The organism is Chryseobacterium indologenes, assembly GCA_016025055.1.
In the GTDB taxonomy this organism is placed as follows: Bacteria; Bacteroidota; Bacteroidia; order Flavobacteriales; family Weeksellaceae; genus Chryseobacterium; species Chryseobacterium indologenes.
Genome location: CP065590.1, coordinates 1,000,754 through 1,019,987 on the forward strand (window position 1 = coordinate 1,000,754; position 19,234 = coordinate 1,019,987).

17 protein-coding genes, 4 pseudogenes and 1 riboswitch are annotated in these 19,234 nt (G+C 36.0%); of the genes and pseudogenes, 19 read left to right on the top strand and 2 right to left on the bottom strand.

Going from position 1 to position 19,234, the window contains the following annotated elements; genetic code table 11:
• Positions 1-17: 17 nt before the first annotated feature.
• A complete protein-coding gene (locus H3Z85_04440) occupies positions 18-863 on the top strand; it encodes a trypsin-like peptidase domain-containing protein (protein ID QPQ52697.1) in 846 nt (281 codons plus the stop codon).
• Between the two features lie 85 nt (positions 864-948).
• Complete coding sequence (locus tag H3Z85_04445; protein ID QPQ52698.1) at positions 949-1,887, top strand: restriction endonuclease; 939 nt, start codon at positions 949-951, stop codon at positions 1,885-1,887.
• 52 nt (positions 1,888-1,939) lie between these two features.
• Here the strand turns inward: H3Z85_04445 and H3Z85_04450 are convergent, their stop codons facing one another.
• The gene (locus H3Z85_04450) at positions 1,940-2,164 is read right to left on the bottom strand and encodes a helix-turn-helix transcriptional regulator (GenBank protein ID QPQ52699.1); all 225 of its coding nucleotides are present in this window, start codon (positions 2,162-2,164) and stop codon (positions 1,940-1,942) included.
• 505 nt (positions 2,165-2,669) lie between these two features.
• Between H3Z85_04450 and H3Z85_04455 the strand changes: the two genes are divergently transcribed.
• From H3Z85_04455 to ribB, 17 genes and pseudogenes are all read left to right on the top strand, one after another.
• Positions 2,670-3,194 carry a hypothetical protein gene (locus H3Z85_04455; GenBank protein ID QPQ52700.1) on the top strand — a complete coding sequence of 175 codons (525 nt, stop codon included), beginning with the start codon at positions 2,670-2,672 and terminating at the stop codon, positions 3,192-3,194.
• 486 nt (positions 3,195-3,680) lie between these two features.
• On the top strand, positions 3,681-4,856 hold the full coding sequence (locus H3Z85_04460; protein QPQ52701.1) for a T9SS type A sorting domain-containing protein: 1,176 nt from the start codon (positions 3,681-3,683) through the stop codon (positions 4,854-4,856).
• Between the two features lie 87 nt (positions 4,857-4,943).
• Positions 4,944-5,432: a hypothetical protein gene (locus H3Z85_04465; GenBank protein ID QPQ52702.1), complete on the top strand. Its 489-nt coding sequence runs from the start codon at positions 4,944-4,946 to the stop codon at positions 5,430-5,432.
• A 244-nt stretch (positions 5,433-5,676) separates the two neighbouring features.
• Positions 5,677-6,335: pseudogene (locus H3Z85_04470) on the top strand (DUF2461 domain-containing protein).
• 22 nt (positions 6,336-6,357) lie between these two features.
• Positions 6,358-7,128 carry a hypothetical protein gene (locus tag H3Z85_04475; protein ID QPQ52703.1) on the top strand — a complete coding sequence of 257 codons (771 nt, stop codon included), beginning with the start codon at positions 6,358-6,360 and terminating at the stop codon, positions 7,126-7,128.
• A 184-nt stretch (positions 7,129-7,312) separates the two neighbouring features.
• Entirely contained in the window at positions 7,313-7,825 is a 513-nt protein-coding gene (locus H3Z85_04480; protein ID QPQ52704.1) for a hypothetical protein, read from the top strand.
• A 243-nt stretch (positions 7,826-8,068) separates the two neighbouring features.
• Positions 8,069-8,569: a DUF2004 domain-containing protein gene (locus tag H3Z85_04485; protein QPQ52705.1), complete on the top strand. Its 501-nt coding sequence runs from the start codon at positions 8,069-8,071 to the stop codon at positions 8,567-8,569.
• Between the two features lie 126 nt (positions 8,570-8,695).
• On the top strand, positions 8,696-9,007 hold the full coding sequence (locus H3Z85_04490) for a hypothetical protein (GenBank protein ID QPQ52706.1): 312 nt from the start codon (positions 8,696-8,698) through the stop codon (positions 9,005-9,007).
• Positions 9,004-10,755: a M48 family metalloprotease gene (locus H3Z85_04495; protein QPQ52707.1), complete on the top strand. Its 1,752-nt coding sequence runs from the start codon at positions 9,004-9,006 to the stop codon at positions 10,753-10,755. The genes H3Z85_04490 and H3Z85_04495 overlap by 4 nt, the downstream gene beginning before the upstream one ends.
• Positions 10,752-11,126, top strand: coding sequence for a glyoxalase/bleomycin resistance/dioxygenase family protein (locus H3Z85_04500; protein QPQ52708.1), 375 nt, complete (start codon positions 10,752-10,754; stop codon positions 11,124-11,126). Before H3Z85_04495 ends, H3Z85_04500 begins: the two co-directional genes overlap by 4 nt.
• Before the next feature lie 17 nt (positions 11,127-11,143).
• Positions 11,144-11,682 (top strand): annotated as a pseudogene (locus tag H3Z85_04505) (dihydrofolate reductase).
• A 126-nt stretch (positions 11,683-11,808) separates the two neighbouring features.
• Positions 11,809-12,192 carry a 5-carboxymethyl-2-hydroxymuconate Delta-isomerase gene (locus tag H3Z85_04510; GenBank protein ID QPQ52709.1) on the top strand — a complete coding sequence of 128 codons (384 nt, stop codon included), beginning with the start codon at positions 11,809-11,811 and terminating at the stop codon, positions 12,190-12,192.
• Positions 12,193-12,219: 27 nt separating this feature from the next.
• A complete protein-coding gene (locus tag H3Z85_04515) occupies positions 12,220-12,723 on the top strand; it encodes a DinB family protein (GenBank protein QPQ52710.1) in 504 nt (167 codons plus the stop codon).
• Positions 12,724-13,565: 842 nt separating this feature from the next.
• Positions 13,566-14,405, top strand: a complete 840-nt coding sequence (locus H3Z85_04520; GenBank protein QPQ52711.1) for a hypothetical protein — start codon at positions 13,566-13,568, stop codon at positions 14,403-14,405.
• Positions 14,406-14,767: 362 nt separating this feature from the next.
• Positions 14,768-15,544, top strand: a complete 777-nt coding sequence (locus H3Z85_04525) for an alpha/beta hydrolase (GenBank protein ID QPQ52712.1) — start codon at positions 14,768-14,770, stop codon at positions 15,542-15,544.
• 2 nt (positions 15,545-15,546) lie between these two features.
• Positions 15,547-15,896 (top strand): annotated as a pseudogene (locus H3Z85_04530) (DUF2200 domain-containing protein).
• 194 nt (positions 15,897-16,090) lie between these two features.
• A riboswitch (FMN riboswitch) is annotated at positions 16,091-16,216 on the top strand.
• Between the two features lie 92 nt (positions 16,217-16,308).
• Positions 16,309-16,956 carry a 3,4-dihydroxy-2-butanone-4-phosphate synthase gene (gene ribB / locus H3Z85_04535; GenBank protein ID QPQ52713.1) on the top strand — a complete coding sequence of 216 codons (648 nt, stop codon included), beginning with the start codon at positions 16,309-16,311 and terminating at the stop codon, positions 16,954-16,956.
• Between the two features lie 90 nt (positions 16,957-17,046).
• Here ribB and H3Z85_04540 read toward each other — a convergent pair.
• Positions 17,047-19,130, bottom strand: a pseudogene (locus tag H3Z85_04540) (TonB-dependent receptor).
• Positions 19,131-19,234 lie beyond the last annotated feature (104 nt).

Here is a 19,234-nt window from a genome sequence, read left to right on the forward strand (position 1 = left end):
TAAATTAAATCCTCTAAATGATAAAAGATACATCAACAAATCCCAACTATGATTATCCGCAAGACTATATTGGCAGGATAGATGAAAATATGCTAAAAGTAATTGTGAATTTGGAAAGGCCAATAGGTTCTACAGGTACAGGGTTTCTTGTAAATAAAGATAATAATGTTTTTTTAGTTACTAATAAACATATGATCGGTGAATACTCACTTGTAGATCCTTTTATATTGGATGATTCAATATCTGTCTACTTCTACCCAGAAGAACCTAACACAAGTATTAAGAAAACCATAAGTTTAAAAGATTCGACTGGAAGTCTTACTAGAGAAGTTAGATTGCATCCATCAGAAGACGTAGATATAGCAGTTATAGATATCACTTCAATATTTGATACAGATAATGACATATCACGAAATTATGTTAGTACAGGATTTTTAATTCCGATAAAAGATATTAGTAAAGAGGCTTTTTTAGGATTTGGTTCACAAGTTTTTACCATCGGCTATCCAGGAGGTTTTAAATTAGCCACTTCTAATTACCCAATCGCAAAATCAGGTTTTATAGCTTCATCTTTATCAGGGAATCTAGAAATCATAACAAATTGGGTAAATAAAAGCTTGGTCACAGTCTCTAAAACCCTAAGTGAAAAATTTTATTTAGTTGATGGATTGATCATTGGAGGAAATAGTGGAGGTCCAATAATTTGTCCAAAGGATTTTTATTATAAAGTAAGTGAAAGTCACGAATTACAATCTGTAAATTATAAGGTATCGAACCTCATAATAGGAATAGTTTCATTTGGTTGGCCAAACACAGGCCTTACTGTTATTTATCCTTGCGACTATATTTTAGAATTAATATAATTCATATTACAAAAAGTTTCAGACTTTGAGCCAATAAAACATAAGTTTAGATGTACATACCAATATTTTCAAACAGCTCAAATAAATGATTGAAGGAAAAAATCTCAATTTAGAAGAATTTCTAGAATATCTTCTATCTAAAAAATACAATGACCTTTACCCCAACAATTTCTTTCCTACAGAAGAAATGGCAAATGAATTTATATCGAAAATCAATACTTATGATGATAAAAAGATAAAGGCTATTCTCAGAAAATTTTTAATTCAGAACAGTACTTTTGGAAAGGATTATTATACTGCACAGTGGATCTCTAGAGAATTTAAAAATAAAAAAAATATTGAAAAAATTCTTTCATATGAGTATTATAGAAAGATAATTGCTCGAACTAAATCAGATAAGGTTTATGTCTGGGAAGGATTAACTTGGATTTTAGATTTATTACCAGATTCTCCTAAACTAGCAATCAATATAATAGATACATATTTTTATGTCAATTGTCAATTTTTACCCGATAATTATCTGAATGCATTAAGTGATTGTTCTATGATAATAAGAGCAAAATATATTGATTATAAACATAAAGAAGATATATTCAATGAACTCTCTCCAACTGATTTCGAAAAGTTAGTGGGAAAATTATATAAGGAAATTGGATATGAAATCCAATTAACATCAAAAAGTTATGATAATGGAATTGATATAATTGCTAAGAGGCAAAAGAAATCACAAAAACAAGAACTACTTATTCAATGTAAAAGATATACAAAATCTAAAATCGGAGTTTCTGAAATACGGAACTTACTCGGAGTAGTAGCAAATGAAAAATCAACAAAAGGAGTTTTAGTAACCTCCTCAACTTTTACAAATGAGGCTAAAAAATTAGCTGAGAAAAATCCAAGTATTGAATTAATTGATAACTTAGACTTAGTAAAGCTTCTAAATTCAAGTTTTGGACCATATTGGACTTCTCGGATTAAAAAAATAATAAGTGATAAATTTGAATTAAAATATGCTTTTGAATAAAGCAATTCTTTTAAAACAATCTCCAAAGTCTGAAGACTTTGGAGATTGTTTTTCATTCTATTTTAAAATCAAACAATTCCTGAGGGTGAACTTCCAACCCTTTAGCTAGTTCCTGTATTGTTGAAATTCTCAAATCAACTTCTCCTTTTTCAATTTTACTGATATTACTATGGTCTACATCACATTTCTGAGCTAACTCCCGATAGCTTAATCCCAACTTCTTTCTAAATTTTTCAACTCTTTTCCCAAAAGCGATTCGAAACTCAATTTTATCCATTGCAATACCATTATCAGAGCAATTTGGAAAGTTTACAATAAAAAATTGTAGTTGAATTAACCTACAGTAGAGAAATTATATTATATTTGTACAATAAGCTACAATAAATGTAGCTTTGCGATACTTCAAAGAAATATAGAAGCTATTGCTTAGAATCTTGCTTTTGAAAACTGGTAATTTTTAATAGGAACAAGACTATAAGCAGGAAGCTCACGACCTAGGCGTGGGCTCTCTTATCTGTTCCAATGGTATACCAGTGCCTCAAAAGCGGATATTGTAGAGTCTCATGCCGTTTTTATTTTCATGCTGTTCTGCTTTCTGCAATTATCATTTTCTAAGCCTGCTTTACCACATCAAGTATCATGATACGGTACAATGGGGTGTACAATCCATTGCGGCTTTCGGGCTTTTAGAAAAACACAAATTCTACCCTATTCAATAGGCTTGTATGCGAGGGATTTCCTCTATACGGCCGGTAAAACCGTACAATAAAAAATACAGACTCATGCAAAAAATCAGAACAGACTTTCAGTCCCGGCTCGGGAAAAGTCACAAAAAGTATTACGGCTTGCAGATGATGGAGACTTACTTCCAGCTCAATGACCTTACAGCATCCAAAGGCCACCTGAACAGCATAATGAACTATGCCATCAAAAGAAATAGCTGCATACGGGAAGACCCGTCCGTCATTCTCCATTTTCACCAGTCAATGCGGTCGTTCATCCGTGCAGGCTACGCGATAGCAATAAAGGAAAAGAAAGGCACCTTCAATACTGTCACGGAAGAGGTCCCTCCATTCGTCCTTGGCTTGCTTTCTGGGAAAGAATACCAAAATCCCCTGTTGGTTTTTAGAAAGGCATTCAGGGAGTACAGTATACAGGAGTTTGATTATTTTATGTCCGGTATGGTCTATTTCTCACTGGGAATGTATGACAACCTTCCGGAAAGGAATATCATAAACCCATACATCCATCTGGTCAAAATGCTGGATGCAGCCTACCTCCTTGTACAAAGGAAAAAGAAGCCATAAAAAAACATTGCACCCAAAAAATACATCATCCGGAAACGTCAGATTCGGGACAATAAAACATCCGTTACCTGCTCCGGAAGCCCCTCCAGCTAATCTTATACCCGTCTCGGGCCACTTCATCAAGGGGCTCCGGCCACTTTTGTAATCACTATAAACACTTCATACAATACCTTTATACACTTGTATAAATGCCTGAAGGCCCTTGGGTAAGTGGTTATAGGCTCTTCCGGGCGGCCCGCAGACCGTTGAACAACAAAGTATAGCCCCATACACAACTCCATTTACCCCCTTACCTAAGGGGGGGTATACCCATACTGAAAATAAAATGCAAAACATCGGTGAAGCCGCAGTGCGTGTAGGAAAATAACCCGATGCTCATCTGATTACAAGCGATTTTAGAAAATACTCTTCAACTTTTTCCTATCTTTAAACCACGGTTATCCAATTCAATTCCGTCACAAAAAACAAACACTAAAGCCCATACCCTTGAAAACAAAATTAGTCTTCCTTTTATTTTTCGGCTCACTGCTCACCCGCGCACAAACGCTTAATTTTAAGAGTCTCGCCAATATGTCTGCCGGCAGAGGTGCCATCACCAGTGTAATTGTGGATGATAATATATACGTAAGCAACGGATATCAGGAAAACGGCGGCAGTGCCAATTATATTGAAAAATATAATATTACGGATAACAAATGGAGCATCCTCAACGCTACCCTGCTCCCCAAAAAATTTGCGAATTCGGAAACGTACGATCACAAAATCTATATTTTTAACGGCTGGGGAAACAGCCATCTTGAAATTGTAGACCTTGCTACCAATACAATAAAGAAAGGCGCTGTGAATCGTTCGTATACAGGAAATGCAGGGTCGGCCATCTATAACGGCAAAATATATGTCTTCGGCGGCAGCGGGCTAAACGGCGCTGCAACCACCAAATTTTCTGACAGGTTTCAATACTACGATATCGCTTCCGATACATGGCATCCGTTACCCGACATGCCCACAGCCAGAGAAACAAAAGGCAAAATCGTGAATGATAAGCTGTATGTGATTGGTGGCTTCAACGGTACATCATCCCGCCTGATCAATGTATACGACCTCAAAACCGACCGCTGGACCAACCAATATACGATGCCTTCGGGGATATCGGGACATGCATTAGCCGTATCCGGCGATAAGATTTTCATCGCAGGAGGCTATAATAATCAAACTTTTCTGGCCTATTTTGATACGACAACCCATAAGTTCCATCCGTTATCATCCAATATGATCCCCAGGAGGCATGCTGCCGCAGAAATCTATAACAATAAGCTATACATCATCGGCGGTAGTACAACTTCTCTAACCAAATCAGCTATTAAAAGCATACAGGCAGCAGATATTACGGAAAGTGCCCTCTCCTCAAATACCGCTGCTGAAAATTATGAAACTAAAACAAGAGTCTATACCAATGCAGCCAGAGACGGCTTCATCATCAGCAATAAAAATAACAGCAATCAGTTTGAATATACCGTTTACTCCCCTGATGGACGGGAAATAAGCAAAGGTTTTGCTTATTATAATAAAGCGATAGACCTGTCTAAAGTGCAGCCCGGGAAGTACATTTTTAGTTTTAAAGATGAGAAAGGGATGCTGCAGCAGATTAAAGTTTTCAGATAATTTATCATACATTTTTGTAAAACTTGTGGGGGGATATTTTTAAAGAAAATCCCGACCTTACAAAATAAAAATAGGGTTTGCACTACTATGGCAACATTCATCAAAAATAGAAATTCAGGACTTAAAATTGGGGCCACTTTCAGTTTACTATCTTTCTTATTAACATTCACTTACCTCGTTCCTGTTTTCACCGTGATCCCGGGAAGCATCATAGAACTAATTGCAGAGAATTTTGTAAACAAAAATCCATACTCTAATGTGGGAAAGGTAACGATTCTAATTTTTGTTTTAATATTAATCATCTTTCTTCTCTTAGTGTTAACTGGGATCAAAAATATGGCTAATAAGGGAATTCATTTGACGTGGGTTGAAGTAGTTATAGAGATGCTTATCTTTTATTTTATTATTCATCCACTGGGATTTTATATATATTGGGGTTTATTTTTAGATTTCAGGAGTGACGGGCAACTCATTTTTTCGGCTATTACAAGCTTTCCTTATTCAAGTATTGGATTTATCATTTTCGGAATACTTATAGATCAGGTTTGGAAAAAAGAATTTAAAAATTCAAATTAAGTTTATAACGTGCCCCTTAAATGATTATACTATTTTTACAAAACGGAATAATGATTCTATTTTTTGAGTCTGAAATTAAAGATATCATTACTGATGAGAATATCTTCAGAGATGACAGAAAATCTTTATGCTTGCGAATAAAAAAGGGAAACCAGATATAATGATACTCTTTCTGGTTTAAAAAAATTATAATAAAAACGATTTTATCTTTCATCTAAAATAAAACTGCAAAGTACCCTCTCCAATGAAAAAAGCCTTCGACTTCCTTACCCAATTAAGAGAAAACAACAACCGTGAATGGTTTTCTGCCCACAAACCGGAATATGATTCGATTGTGAAAGAAAACAAAACCTTTTTACCCGGATTTATAATGAACTTCAGGAATATGACAAGTTAAAAGGAATTCATATTTTCAGGATTTACAGGGATGTTCGTTTTTCTAAAGATAAAACACCTTATAAAACTGATTTCGGGGTTGGATATTCCCGTTCAAAACCCATGTTGAGGGGCGGATATTATATTCAGCTGGAACCCGGCAACAGTTTTGTGGGAGGCGGATTCTGGGGACCTGAGGCTAATGATCTGCTTCGTATCCGCAAAGAATTTGAAATCAGCACTACAGAAATCGAAAAGATAACTTCCGACAGGACCTTTGTAAAATATTTCGGCGAGCTTCAAGGTGATTCCGTAAAAACGGCTCCGCGGGGGTTTGATAAAAATCATCCGGCCATACACCTGATCAGGAAAAAGCAATTTGTGGTGATGAGAAAATTTACGGATAAGGAAGTAGTATCAGACAATTTTCAAAAAGAAGTTTTGCAAACTCTGCTGGCGATGCGTCCGTTCTTTGATTATATGAGTGAGGTACTGACTACGGACCTCAACGGAGAGCCTCTGTTTTAAAAGCATCTTTAGACGTACCAGAATGAAATTAAAAATTGTAATCCTTCTATTTACCTTTTCCATCATAAAAATTTTTCCAACGGCCCAGGCACCGGACAGAATCATCATCAACGACAAAGAATACAGCCTGCTGAATAATCCGCTGGAAAAATACTTTAAGGATCATCCGGAATATCATCCTGTCTACGGCCCCCACCTGGCTATGTTCAAAAGATACAGGACTGAAGCCATCCCCCTTCCGTTTAGCACGGGAAATTACCGTGGATATATAGCCACCTTCAAACTTGAAAATAATAATCTGGTTTTAGCCGATCTTGAAATTCAAAATATCAATTCGACAAAACGCAACTATATTTCGGTGTACAAGCAGTTATTTAAAAATAAAAAAGTCGTTCTGAATTATTCGGGTGTGCTTGTTATTCCGGATGGAAAATTAGTTGAGTTTTCCAATTTCAGCTATTCGTCTCTATACGACCGGTATAAACTGATCACGATAAAAAACGATACTGTGGTTAAAGAAAAGGCGCTGGATAAAGATGAATTCGTAAAATTCAAACTCAACCGGTTTGAAGAATACAAAAAAACAGATACCTATAAAACGGCATTAAAAGAATTCATCAGAGATTGGGAAAACGACAAGAAAACGGAATTGTCTGAGAATAATACCAAAAAAATGTCCAAAAAAGAAATTGAGGCCTTACAAAAAGAATATGCACAGCCACCATCTGAAGATTATATGGACATGTTTTTCCTGATGAATAAAAAGCTGGATTTCGTCATTGTTGATTACTGATTTACAGAATACCACCTTCCCCCAAAAAAACATTTTACTTTTCTCACTTCAAATGAATAAAAAAATGGGTGTAATGGTCAACATTAAATAAACGTTAACCTTTACTGAACCTCATTTTTCATGTCTGCTTTTTTGTAATTTCACTGTTGAAAAACTAATCAGAACCGCTCAAAACAGACATTGCATGAAGTTGTATATTTTCGCTTGTATCTTTTTTATCTACAATATACTGAACGGGCAGAAAAAAGAGTACCAGTCTTTCAGAAAGGGAGATTTTCCGGAAGGCATTTATATGACCCTGGAAGATGTTTTAAACAAAACCCCTACTTCAACCACAGAAGTATATTATAAAAGTCCAGCAAAATCTGAATCTGACCATCTGCCGGAGAAGGTTTACTTTTATGAGAAGCAAAATAATGAGAAAATAAGAAAACCATTAGCTGTTTCGTATCAGGGAGAACTGTATTTTCAAACCTATAAAAAATACACCAACAAAGACGACCGGGGGTTTTTGCCCGATCAGTTTTCAAGATTTTGTAAGGTTACAGGCTACGGCCGGTTTCTATATTTTGAAGAGAATATGAGCGATGGCTGGGCCAAAGCACTCATCAGTACTTCTATCACCAGCAGACCCAAAGCCGTGGTACTGGATGCCGAAAAAAAGAATTTAATATTCTCCCGGATTGTGACGACCTGAATGATTTTTTATTTGATCACGAGATCCCTTCTGTTCCGTGTGATCCGGACAAATTTAATATTGAAGAGGCAAGAAATAAAATAAAAAAGGTTAATGAGCCGTATCAATAAGATCTGCTTCGGTATCGGCAAGGCTCATGTATAAAAAGATGCACCATTTCTCCGGCTGCGTCCTTTCGTATCAATGAAATTCGTAAATTGGAGCAGCGGCAATCCGCTGCAATAAAAAATAAAAACTATACTCATGACAGATTATACACTCCCTCATTTCGGAAAGGTAGCCCTGCAAAATTTAGAAGAATATTACGATGTCAACATCGACTTTAAAGGCAATGAGATCCAGCTCGATCTGAATTTTGAAAACCCAAGCATTGATCCTGCCAAACTGGACAAAGTAAAAAACTTCCTGGAGAATATTGAAAAATTCGATAAGCAAAACAAAGCATACATCACTGAAGACTATCACGATCAGGACGGCGATACGGTAAAATCTTACCTGGAACACCATCTTGAAGAAATCGACAGAGAAGAACTTTCAGCACTGATTAACTTTAATGATCCAAACATCGAACCTGAACAGCAATTATTAACAAAACTGGAACTGGTAAGGGTAGGATTTTATCCCGACAGTGAAGATACCTTTGCCATCCTGGATTATTCTATCGGGCAGGATCTCACCGATTATCTGGTGGTCATCAATACGGATGAAAACGGGCAATTGGATTATATGGCTATGGAAAGTTAAAAAAATCACTTATTAAAAAATGTCAAACACAGAAAAGATAATTGATAAAATTGATCCATTCTATTTTTTAGAATGGTTTTTTGTTTTATAAGGTTTATGAATGTAATATTGTAAAAAATTATTTCCATGTATATTCAAGTTTCTGAGGATTTCAAAAAGAAAAGTAAATCCGCTATTGTGGCCATTACTATTTTCGTGGTCGTTTATATTCTTTTGTTTCTTTTTACTCTTTTAGTAACGATAGCCTGTGTAGTAGGAGGAATCGCTCTGATCATTGCAAAGCCGATGTTTCTGACCTTAATGCTAGGTGTCGGAGCTATAGGAACCGGAGTATTTATCTTCTTTTTATCATTAAATTTCTATTCAAAAAACACATTACCGACAGAAGTCATCTTACGGAAATCACAAGATCAGAAGAGCCGGAGCTTTTCAAAATGATTGATGAAATTGTAAAAGAAACAGGAACAGATTTTCCTAAAAAGACATATCTATCTTACGATGTAAATGCGAGTGTATTTTATGATTCAAGTTTCTGGAGTATGTTCCTTCCCATCAAAAAGAATCTGACCATCGGCGTCGGGCTTGTCAACACCTCTACAAAACAAGAACTGAAAGCGATCCTCTCCCATGAGTTCGGTCATTTTTCTCAACGTTCTATGAAAGTAGGAAGTTATGTTTATAATGTGAACAAAATTATTTTCAATCTGGTGAATGATGATGAATCTTATCGTAATTCGATAGAAAGCTGGGCAAATATGAGTGGTTATTTCTCCATTTTTGCGGCTATTTCACTTTTCATTACTCAGAAAATTCAATGGGTCCTTACCAAAATGTATTCCTTTGTTAATATCCGTCATATGGCACTTTCCAGAGAAATGGAGTTCCATGCCGACGAAGTAGCTGCACATATTGCAGGTTCTCTGGCGTTAGAAGAATCCCTTTTAAGAATAGAGCTGGCCAGTAGCTCCTATAATAATGTGCTTAGTTTTTATGATCATAAAATTTCCAAGAATCAATCCAGCAAAAACATTTACAAAGAACAATTTTTTGTGATGAATTTTTTTGCTCAGTTAAACGAATTGGAGATAAAGCATAATCTTCCGAATGTTAAGCTATCTGAATCCGGACTTTTTAATAAATCAAAACTGGTGATTGAAAATCAGTGGGCTTCACATCCATCTCATGAAGAACGTATTGCAAAACTCAGAGCACTAAATATTACCAAAGAAACAGATGATGGACCTGCAAGAAATTTGTTTCATAATTTTGAACAGATAGAAGAAAAACTGACAGCAAAACTTTTCTCAAGAGTAAAATATCAGAAAGGAAGAACCGATCTGGAGCTCGATATTTTCAAAACGGAATTTGAAGAAAATTATAAGAAGGACTCTTTTGATAAAATATTCAACAATTATTATGACAATAAAAACCCAGACTTTACAGTTCAGGAAAACACTTCTTCCGGAAGGTTTTCTTTTGATGAACTTTTCAGTAAAGAGAAAGTAGAATGGGTGTATACAATTATAGCCCTGGAAAGTGATAAAAAAATGATTGAAGCCATTATCAATAAAGAATTGGTTCTTAAGACATTTGATTATGACGGAGAGAAATACACTTCCGGAGAAGCCAAAAAACTGATTCCTATGCTGGAAAAATCTATCATAGAAATCAAAGCCAGGATCCAGCAAAACGACCTGAATATATACAATCACTTTCTGATGTCCGCAGCTGATTCGGGGAAAAAATCAGAATTTATCAGCCGTTACAAACTTCTTGCTGATCTGGACAGTCAATACGACCAAAAGCTTCAGGTTTATACAGATATTGCCAATGCAACAGCTTTTATTAATACAAAAACAACGTTTGACCAGATCAAACGAAATTTCATAAATCTTAAGCCTTTTGAAGAAATGCTGAAAAATGAAATCAAGCCTTATCTGGAAAGCAATACAATTGGTCTTGATCTGGAAGAGCAGGATATAAAAGATCTTAATTATTATCTGATCAATGATCTGATCTATTTTAATAATGATCAATATATGGAATCTCATCTGCAGATCATGATGAAAGCAATTAACATATATCCTTACCTTTTGAGCAGAAAATATTTCCGCCTGAAAAAAGATGTATTGGCCATCATGAAGGAATTGAAAACTGCATCCGAAATTGAAAAAGCAGAACTATGAATGTTACATTAGACACCATCATCCTTTATGTACAAAATGTTGAATTGCTCAAAAATTTCTACGCTGAACATTTCAATCTGAAAATTATTGAAGAAGGCCCGATCTGGGTTTTACTGGATGCCGGAGCAGCAAGGATTGGTTTACATAGAATCGGTGATCAGTACATGGAAAAAATAAATACAAATCATATATTTGACAGTAATACCAAATTAGTTTTCGAAATTGATATCGATATCGAATCGGCAAGAGCAGAGCTTCTGTCCAAAAATGTAGGAATGAGAGATATTAAAACATTTGAAAACTATAATTTCTGGCTGTGCGACGGTACAGATCCAGAAGGAAATGTATTTCAGCTGAAATGTAAAAAATAAAATAACCAATCTGCACAATGAAAAAAGTAATACTGGATTTAGCCACCACTTTAGACGGATTTATAGAAGGCCCCAACGGAGAAATCGATTGGTGCATCATGGATGACGACATGGATTTTGATGGATTTCTATCCGGTATCGATACCATTTTCTACGGAAGAAAAAGCTACGACCTATGGGGAAACTACCAGCCGGAGGAAAATGCAGCTCCCGCAGAGCAACAGCTCTGGAAAGGGGTGCATGCAAAAGATAAATTTGTCTTTTCAAGCCAGCACAGGGAAGATGAAAATGCTACTTTTATTACCTCCGATATCATTGAAAAGGTTACTGAAATAAAAAATCAGGGTGGAAAAGATATCTGGCTGTACGGCGGGGCGAGCCTTATCAACACTTTTATTCAAAATAATCTGGTGGATGTCTATAGAATATCAGTTCATCCGGTTGCTTTAGGAACGGGAAAACCCCTTTTGAAGAGTTAAAAGAAAGATTAAATCTGAAGCTTATCAAAACCAATGTTTTTAAATCGGGTGTAGTACAGCTTATCTACGAAGTATAAGTATGAAAAGACTTTAAAAAATTAAAAAAAATAACCGTTCATGATAAGAATGGTTATTTTTTTGACCACAGATTTATATTTTTATTACTTTTATCTACCACAAAATCAATCAATGAAATAATATTTATGCCCCACTTTATCATAGATTGTTCAGAAGATATTCTCCAGCTAAAAACAGCCGGAGAAATCATGAATGTAGTATATGAAGCTGCTGATGCTACAGGTTTATTTGCCCCTAATGATATTAAGGTAAGACTGCAGCCTTATCAATATTACCGGTTGGCAGAACATAAAAAAAACTTCCTGCATGTCTTCGGATACATTATGGAAGGACGAACCACGAAACAGAAAGCCGGCTTATCAAGACAGATCAGTCTCCGGCTTACGGAATTGCTTCCCGATATTTCTTTTCTGTCGGTCAACATCAGTGAATTCGAAGCCGCAACTTACAGCAATAAAGCCCTGATCAATCCCGAAAATAAAGGTAAAGACAGGCATTTTGGACTATAATATCAAATCAACAAAATAGTAATCATCATGAGTTTAAAAACATTAACCGTAAAAAGCGTTCAGTACAACAATTGGGTAGTCAACAAATATATTGACTGGTTATCCACAAAATCGGATGAACAGCTTAATCAGGAAACCATATCAAGCTTCCCGACTATTTTAAAAACGTTACATCACATCTGGCAAACTCAAGAGTACTGGTGGAGCCATATTGCAGAAAATAATGAATTCGATTTTGAAAAGACAGCGGCAGCAAGCAGTAAGGAAGAAGTTTTCAATGCCATTAAAAACAATTCACAAAAATTAGTAGATTATGTAGAAAGTCTATCTGAAGAAGATCTTTCTAAAAATGTAAAAATTGAATCCCAATGGTTTCAATGTGATTTCTCCAAATACGAATACATCCAGCATGCTATTCTTCACAGCACCTATCACAGAGGCCAAATTGTAACGATGGGAAGAAATGTAGGAATTACTGATGCTCCGATGACTGATTTTAACTTCTGGAATATTTATAAAGATCAGAAGTAAAAAATTCATTAACGAAATATTAAAAACGGAATAATAAAATACATCAGGATCATGAGAAAACAGCTTCTAAAACCTGTAAATTTTTCCGTTTTTAATCCTTTTTATACATTTCCCTTGCCAGAAAATATTGTATTAAAGTATCGCGGAAACACCATATCTGAAACAAAAATGGCAATACCGGAAATACGAAAAATACATATAAAACCGATACTTATCCACAATATCATAATTTTAAAAAATTCTCCCACTCACTCACAGAGATGATTTTTCCGGTTTCCAGTACGTACATTATGGCAACCTGATCTTATTTGTACGTTATAAAAGATGTGGATAACTTTTATTACACTTATAACTATTGTGGATAAAATATGGATAAGTTTTTTTCAAAACAATTCGAAACATCCCATAAACACATAATAAACTGCACTTTGACTCTGGAAAAAGCATATTTCAACAATGGATAATACCATGTGGATATTTTTTGTGGATAACTTTTCCTGATCCTTTTTTCCCAAAAGTGTTTCCTGAAGGCACTTCATTTTATGAATATTTATTCATACTCATTTATGATTTATTTTTTGTAAATTGCATCAGATTAATAAGTCACCAACTAATGAAATACAAACCATGAAAAATACACCAACCATGAGAAAGAAAGGCTAATCTCTCCTATCCAAAACAGCCGGCCACTCATCTCAATGAGCTTGTGAAAAAACAGCTCAGCCTGTCCGGATAATTATTCCACTCAAAACATTACGTCCTATACTCACAGCATGATCATGTTGTGATAAGCAATTTTTATATCCATAAACTAAATAATTCAAAAAAAATCCCTCATTCAAATGACAACAACAGACACCCAAGAACTCATCATTCCTTATATCGGGGAAACATCTCCTTACACCATCATCCCGGAACACATCATCTTAAAAGATAACAGTATAGAAACAGAACTTAACAACTGTAATTTTGAGAATGAAAATTTCCTTAAATTTTTGAAAACACTGGCATCTTTAGCAAGCTGCAGTTTGCACCAGGTTTTAAGCAATTCTGCAAAAGAAAAAACATACTTTATCGGAGAAAAACTCCGTATAAAAAAGATATCTTACAAAGATTCGCCAGCCTCTGTGACCATCACAGGAGAGAGCATACTGGAATCCGGAAGAAGAGGGAAAACCCATCTCACAGTAAAAGATAAAGTGTCGGAGGAAACAGTATATTCTTTCGAACTGGATCATTATATCATCACCAAGGAAACATTTAAGGCATTGTATAAAAATTATTTTGAACCGGATGTCATTATGTATTATGATGAAAAACTTCCGAAGACACAGATTATCAAGACATCCGCTGACCATCAGTTTATTATATCGATAGACCCTTTTACTCCCAATCAATGTAAAGGCCATTTTGAAAATTATCCGATAGTTCCATTTTTGTTTGTTATCAAATGTATCTTAAGAGAAATCTTCCGTTTTTTCGGCGCTGACAATTGCCACGAAATCAACAACCTCGAAGGACATCCCACCAAAGCGATTCCCATTGAAACAAAATTGGAAGTGGATGTTTTTTACCAGACATTCCTAAAAGATCAAACGTATATAAAGTGTGAAATAAAAGATGCTTCAGGGTATTCTTACGCTGTTCTTATGGTTAACCTTAAATCAAAATACACTAAATAAACAGTAGAACACATCAAATCCCTGCATCACATCAATGCAGGGATTATTAAATTTAATGTCATGAGACAGCCCTATGATACAAGCAAAATAATGTGGATAACTTTTTAAATATCTTATTTGACACATAGGTAAAATGTGGATAACTTTTCCCCACAACAAATAAATAAACAGAATACATTATTTATCAATAGATTATATTTAAATACAAAATATCCACCAATTAAAATTGTTGTGGATAAGTTATGTTGATAAGTTATCCGCATAGCATTTTAAAGTTTTTCATTATCAGAAACAGAAGGGCATTTATCTTCACCGGTCTTTTTGTACATTAGTTCCTCTAAAACTTCAATAAAAACAGACCCATGGAAAAATATACAAAGTCATCAGACCATCAGAAAATATATTATAAAGAATCCGGCAGCGGAAAAACAGCTCTTATCTTCGTTCATGGATGGCTGGGGAATTCAACATGGTGGGACCATCAACAGGAATATTTCGATCATAAGTACCACGTCATCCAAATGGATCTGGCGGGCCACGGAAAGTCTGATTCCTCCAGGCAAAACTGGACAAGCGGATCGTATGCGGACGATATCAAAGCAGTAGTTGATGATATAGGTTCTTCGGAAATTATTCTTATCGGCCATTCCATGTCGGGCGCTTATGTCCTTGAGGCAGCATTGAAAATACCGAACGTAAAAGCAGTTGTCCTGATCGACACACTAAAGAATTTAGACGAATCTTATACTGAAGAACAAATAGAACAAACGCTCACCTATTACCGTAAAGACTTCAGAGATGCGGTAGAAAACTTCCTCCCTCAACATCTTTTTGCAGAACAGACGCCACCTGCCATAAGAGAGAAAATACAGCATGAATTTCTTCGGAATGAACCGGAACTGGCAGTTGATCTGCTCAGCCCGTTATACAAAACTGATTCAAAGGATATTGCCAAGCATCTCAAAGTACCGGTGGTTGCCATCAATTCTGACGCCTCTCCTACCCATAGAGATGCTAACCGTAAGTATTTTAAAGAATACGATTATGTAACTATAGAGGGTGTCGGGCATTATCCTATGCTGGAAAAGCCTGAAGAATTCAATATTCTACTTGAGAATGCCATCAAAAACCTCATTTGATCATGCAGAATACCAAAATCTTCACAACAGCTTTCGCCAGTGTTTATCCACATTATATTCAAAAAGCAGAAAAAAGGGACGCACCCGGGAAGAGGTACATGAAATTATATTCTGGCTGACCGGCTATGATGAGACAGCTTTGCAGGAAATACTGGATAACAGGACAGATTTTAAAACTTTTTTTGAAAATGCCCCGCAAATAAATCCTAATACCTCATTGATAACCGGAGTTATCTGTGGGTATCGCGTAGAAGAGATTGAAGATCAACTGATGCGAAACATCCGTTACTTAGACAAACTCATCGACGAGCTCGCCAAAGGCAAACCCATGGAGAAAATATTGAGAAAATAATATCATTCAAAATATCTGCAGAATACCATTCCTTACCGGGATGGTTTTTGTATCACCCCTTCGTACCTATCGAAAAATACTATCACAAAACTCTTCCTCAATTCAAAAAACTTCCCGAAATTAGCGCCCTGTGCGTTAAATACTATTCAATGAAATAAAAATTTAAATTACAACATACAGCAAAACTTAGTATAAGTTTTCTTCGGGGCAGGGTGCAATTCCCTACCGGCGGTTACAGTCCGCGACTCCTTTCTTTTGAAGGGACTGATCTGGTGAAATTCCGGAACCGACAGTTACAGTCTGGATGGGAGAAGAAAATGAGATGATCGATAAGATTCCTTAGGGGCTCTTATGGAATCGTATTTCATTTCCATGTACCGAAGACTATTTTAACTTTTAAAAGTAAAATAACATGGAAAAATTATTAGAACAATTCGGAGCAACCTCCAAAGAACGTGTAGAAAAGGCACTTTCAACATTACAACAAGGAAAAGGCATTCTACTGGTAGATGACGAAAACCGTGAGAACGAAGGTGACATCATCTATCCCGCTTCCACCATTACAGAACAAGACATGGCACTTCTGATCCGCGAATGCAGCGGTATTGTTTGTTTATGTATTTCTGAGGAAAAAAGTAAGCACCTCAACCTCCGTCCGATGGTGGAAAACAACAATTCGAAAAATCAAACCGCATTCACCATTACGATCGAAGCTAAGGAAGGCGTAGAGTCCGGGGTTTCTGCAAAAGACCGGGTGACTACCATAAGAACGGCCGTAGCACCCAATGCCCTGGCAGAACATATTGCCAGCCCGGGACATGTTTTCCCTTTAATAGCCAAAAAAGGAGGCGTATTTGAAAGACGTGGCCATACCGAAGGCAGCGTTGATCTTGTAAAAATGGCAAACCTTGGCGATGATGCCGTACTTTGTGAGCTTACTAATGAAGACGGCTCTATGGCAAGACTCCCGGAAATTGCAGAATTCGCCGTTAAAAAAGGAATGACCGTCGTTACGATTGAAGATATATATGCGTACCGCAAAATGATTCTCAGCAACTAAAGTCACATCAGTTATTTAACGCACAATACGAATCCGTCTTACAAATTGTTTTGAGACGGATTTTTTTATTTTGGTTAAACAGTATAAATTTTAAAAAGTAGCTGCCGGCGCTGTTTCATTATTCAGTTTTCTTTGTATTTCCGTTTTTTTACCCTTTGAAAAATCATAACTGAGCCCCAGAATAAACATTGATTTATTATTCATGATCTGCGTGTGTAATCGATAGTCCACAAGGCTTTCCGGTAAACTTTTCGTTTTATATTCCGAAGGCATTCCTATCCAGTACATTCCTGTAGAAAAGGTCCAGTTTTTTAATTTATAACTGACAAAAATGTGATTCTGATTCTCATTGGTATTAAGAAAGGCCCCACTCAGGCTATATACAGGAATATTGAACATATATTGAAATGAAAACAACTTATATTCCGAAGATAATATAAACGAATTTCCTAAATAATTATTCTTAATCAATGCTCCCGAACTTGTTTTTATCGTCTCCGAAGTAGGCGTCAACACAAGCTTTACCACAAGAAGGCTATTGCCAAAAGGCTTATAAGAACCTGTTATCTGAGCTCCATACCTTTGCCCATTCTGTCCGTTTTCATAGGTCAAAGCATATCCTCCGCGTTCCTCATCCAGTACATAATACTGATTAATTACCCGATCCGTATACCTGTAAAATAAACCTGCATTAAAATCAAAATGTTTATTGTTAAAAGAATAAGTCAAAGCATTAGAAAAAACCTGCTGGGATTTTAAAAAGGATTTCCCCGCTGTACGATATTGGGAGCCAGCTGTACAACATTACTGCTTAACGCATTACTTACAGGACTTACCGGACTAAAACTTCCCGTAAAGCGAAGGGTCTGATTATTTTTCAACTGATAACTTACAATAACTTTAGGAGTAAAAGTCCATTCATTAAAAGTATTCTCTGCACTCTTATTATGAATATTGGTGAGCCCAGCACCAATGCGATAGCTCAACTGACCAGCCTTACCTGAAAATTCAGAATAAAAATACTGCTCAAGATAATTGACATTATATCGGGAAAAGCCGCTCAGATTATTCAAATCATTGGAAATTGAGGTATTCGAAACCCGATATCCCGATGACAGTTTCCCTGCTTTAAAATCATGGGTATGTGCCAGCTCTCCTACCCAACTGGTTTGTTTAGCTTTAAGCGTCATATCATTATCATATACGGAAAGTCCGGAACCGATAACCCATTCCTGAGCGGTTTCTGAAGTACCAGTTGTATAATGAGATCCAACCAGATTAATGCTCAGCTCGTCTTTTTCACCGACCTTTTTAGAATAATAAAGATCCAGCTTAGGAATAACGTAGTCGGAGCCGTTATTTTTAAACATGGCATGTTCTTCGATAAGATTATCCTTTGTAAAAACACTTTGCCCTGTGCCTTTTGAAAATCTGCTGAAAATATTCATATCCAGCTTCGCCTGAAAAGCATAATCATCAGGGACCAGGCGTGTATAACGTAATGCCATATTCTGGTTGGTATATCCAAAATGATCTTTTCTGTTTTCATTAGAACGGTAATGCAATCCGCTTAACTGATAATCGTAAATACTGTTGACTCTCCTATCATTATAATCTCTTACATTTATAGAATATTCAAACCCGAAATCATTGCTACCTTTTGTAAAATTGGCATATGCAGAACCATTAACAAATCCAGTATTTAAAGCTGACGAAACATCTGCACCAAAAATATATCCTGTTTCCGTAGACTTTGTTAAAATGTTCACAACGGTATCTGCTCTTGCCGACCAGCGAGCGGGAGGAATATCATAATACTCTACTTTCACTACTTCGCCGGGAGCAATACTACGGATTTGCAGGTCGGTAGCTTCTATGCCGTTGATCAGAAATAGTGTGGTACCCCCCTTCGTACTCGTAATGGTATTGGATACAGGATCAAGCTGTAATTCAGGAAGAGTTTTCAGTAAATCTTTAGCATATCGCGCTCTTTCGAGCGCTTCCTTATCAAATGTATACACCGCTTTATCCGCAAACTGTTTTTTACGTTGTGATTTTATAATGACTTCCTGAATGTCTTTCGTCTGTGAAGCTGCCGCAGTGTCTTTGCTTTTTTCCTGTGAAAACAATAGGTTTCCGCAAAGAACAAATAGGGTGTATAACGTTTTTTTCATGTCAGGCAGATTATACCTTTAGGACAATTCACTTTTAAAATTTGTTACACTTTATTATTCCATATCAAATAAAAAACAGATCAATTATGATTTTGTAATAGAAT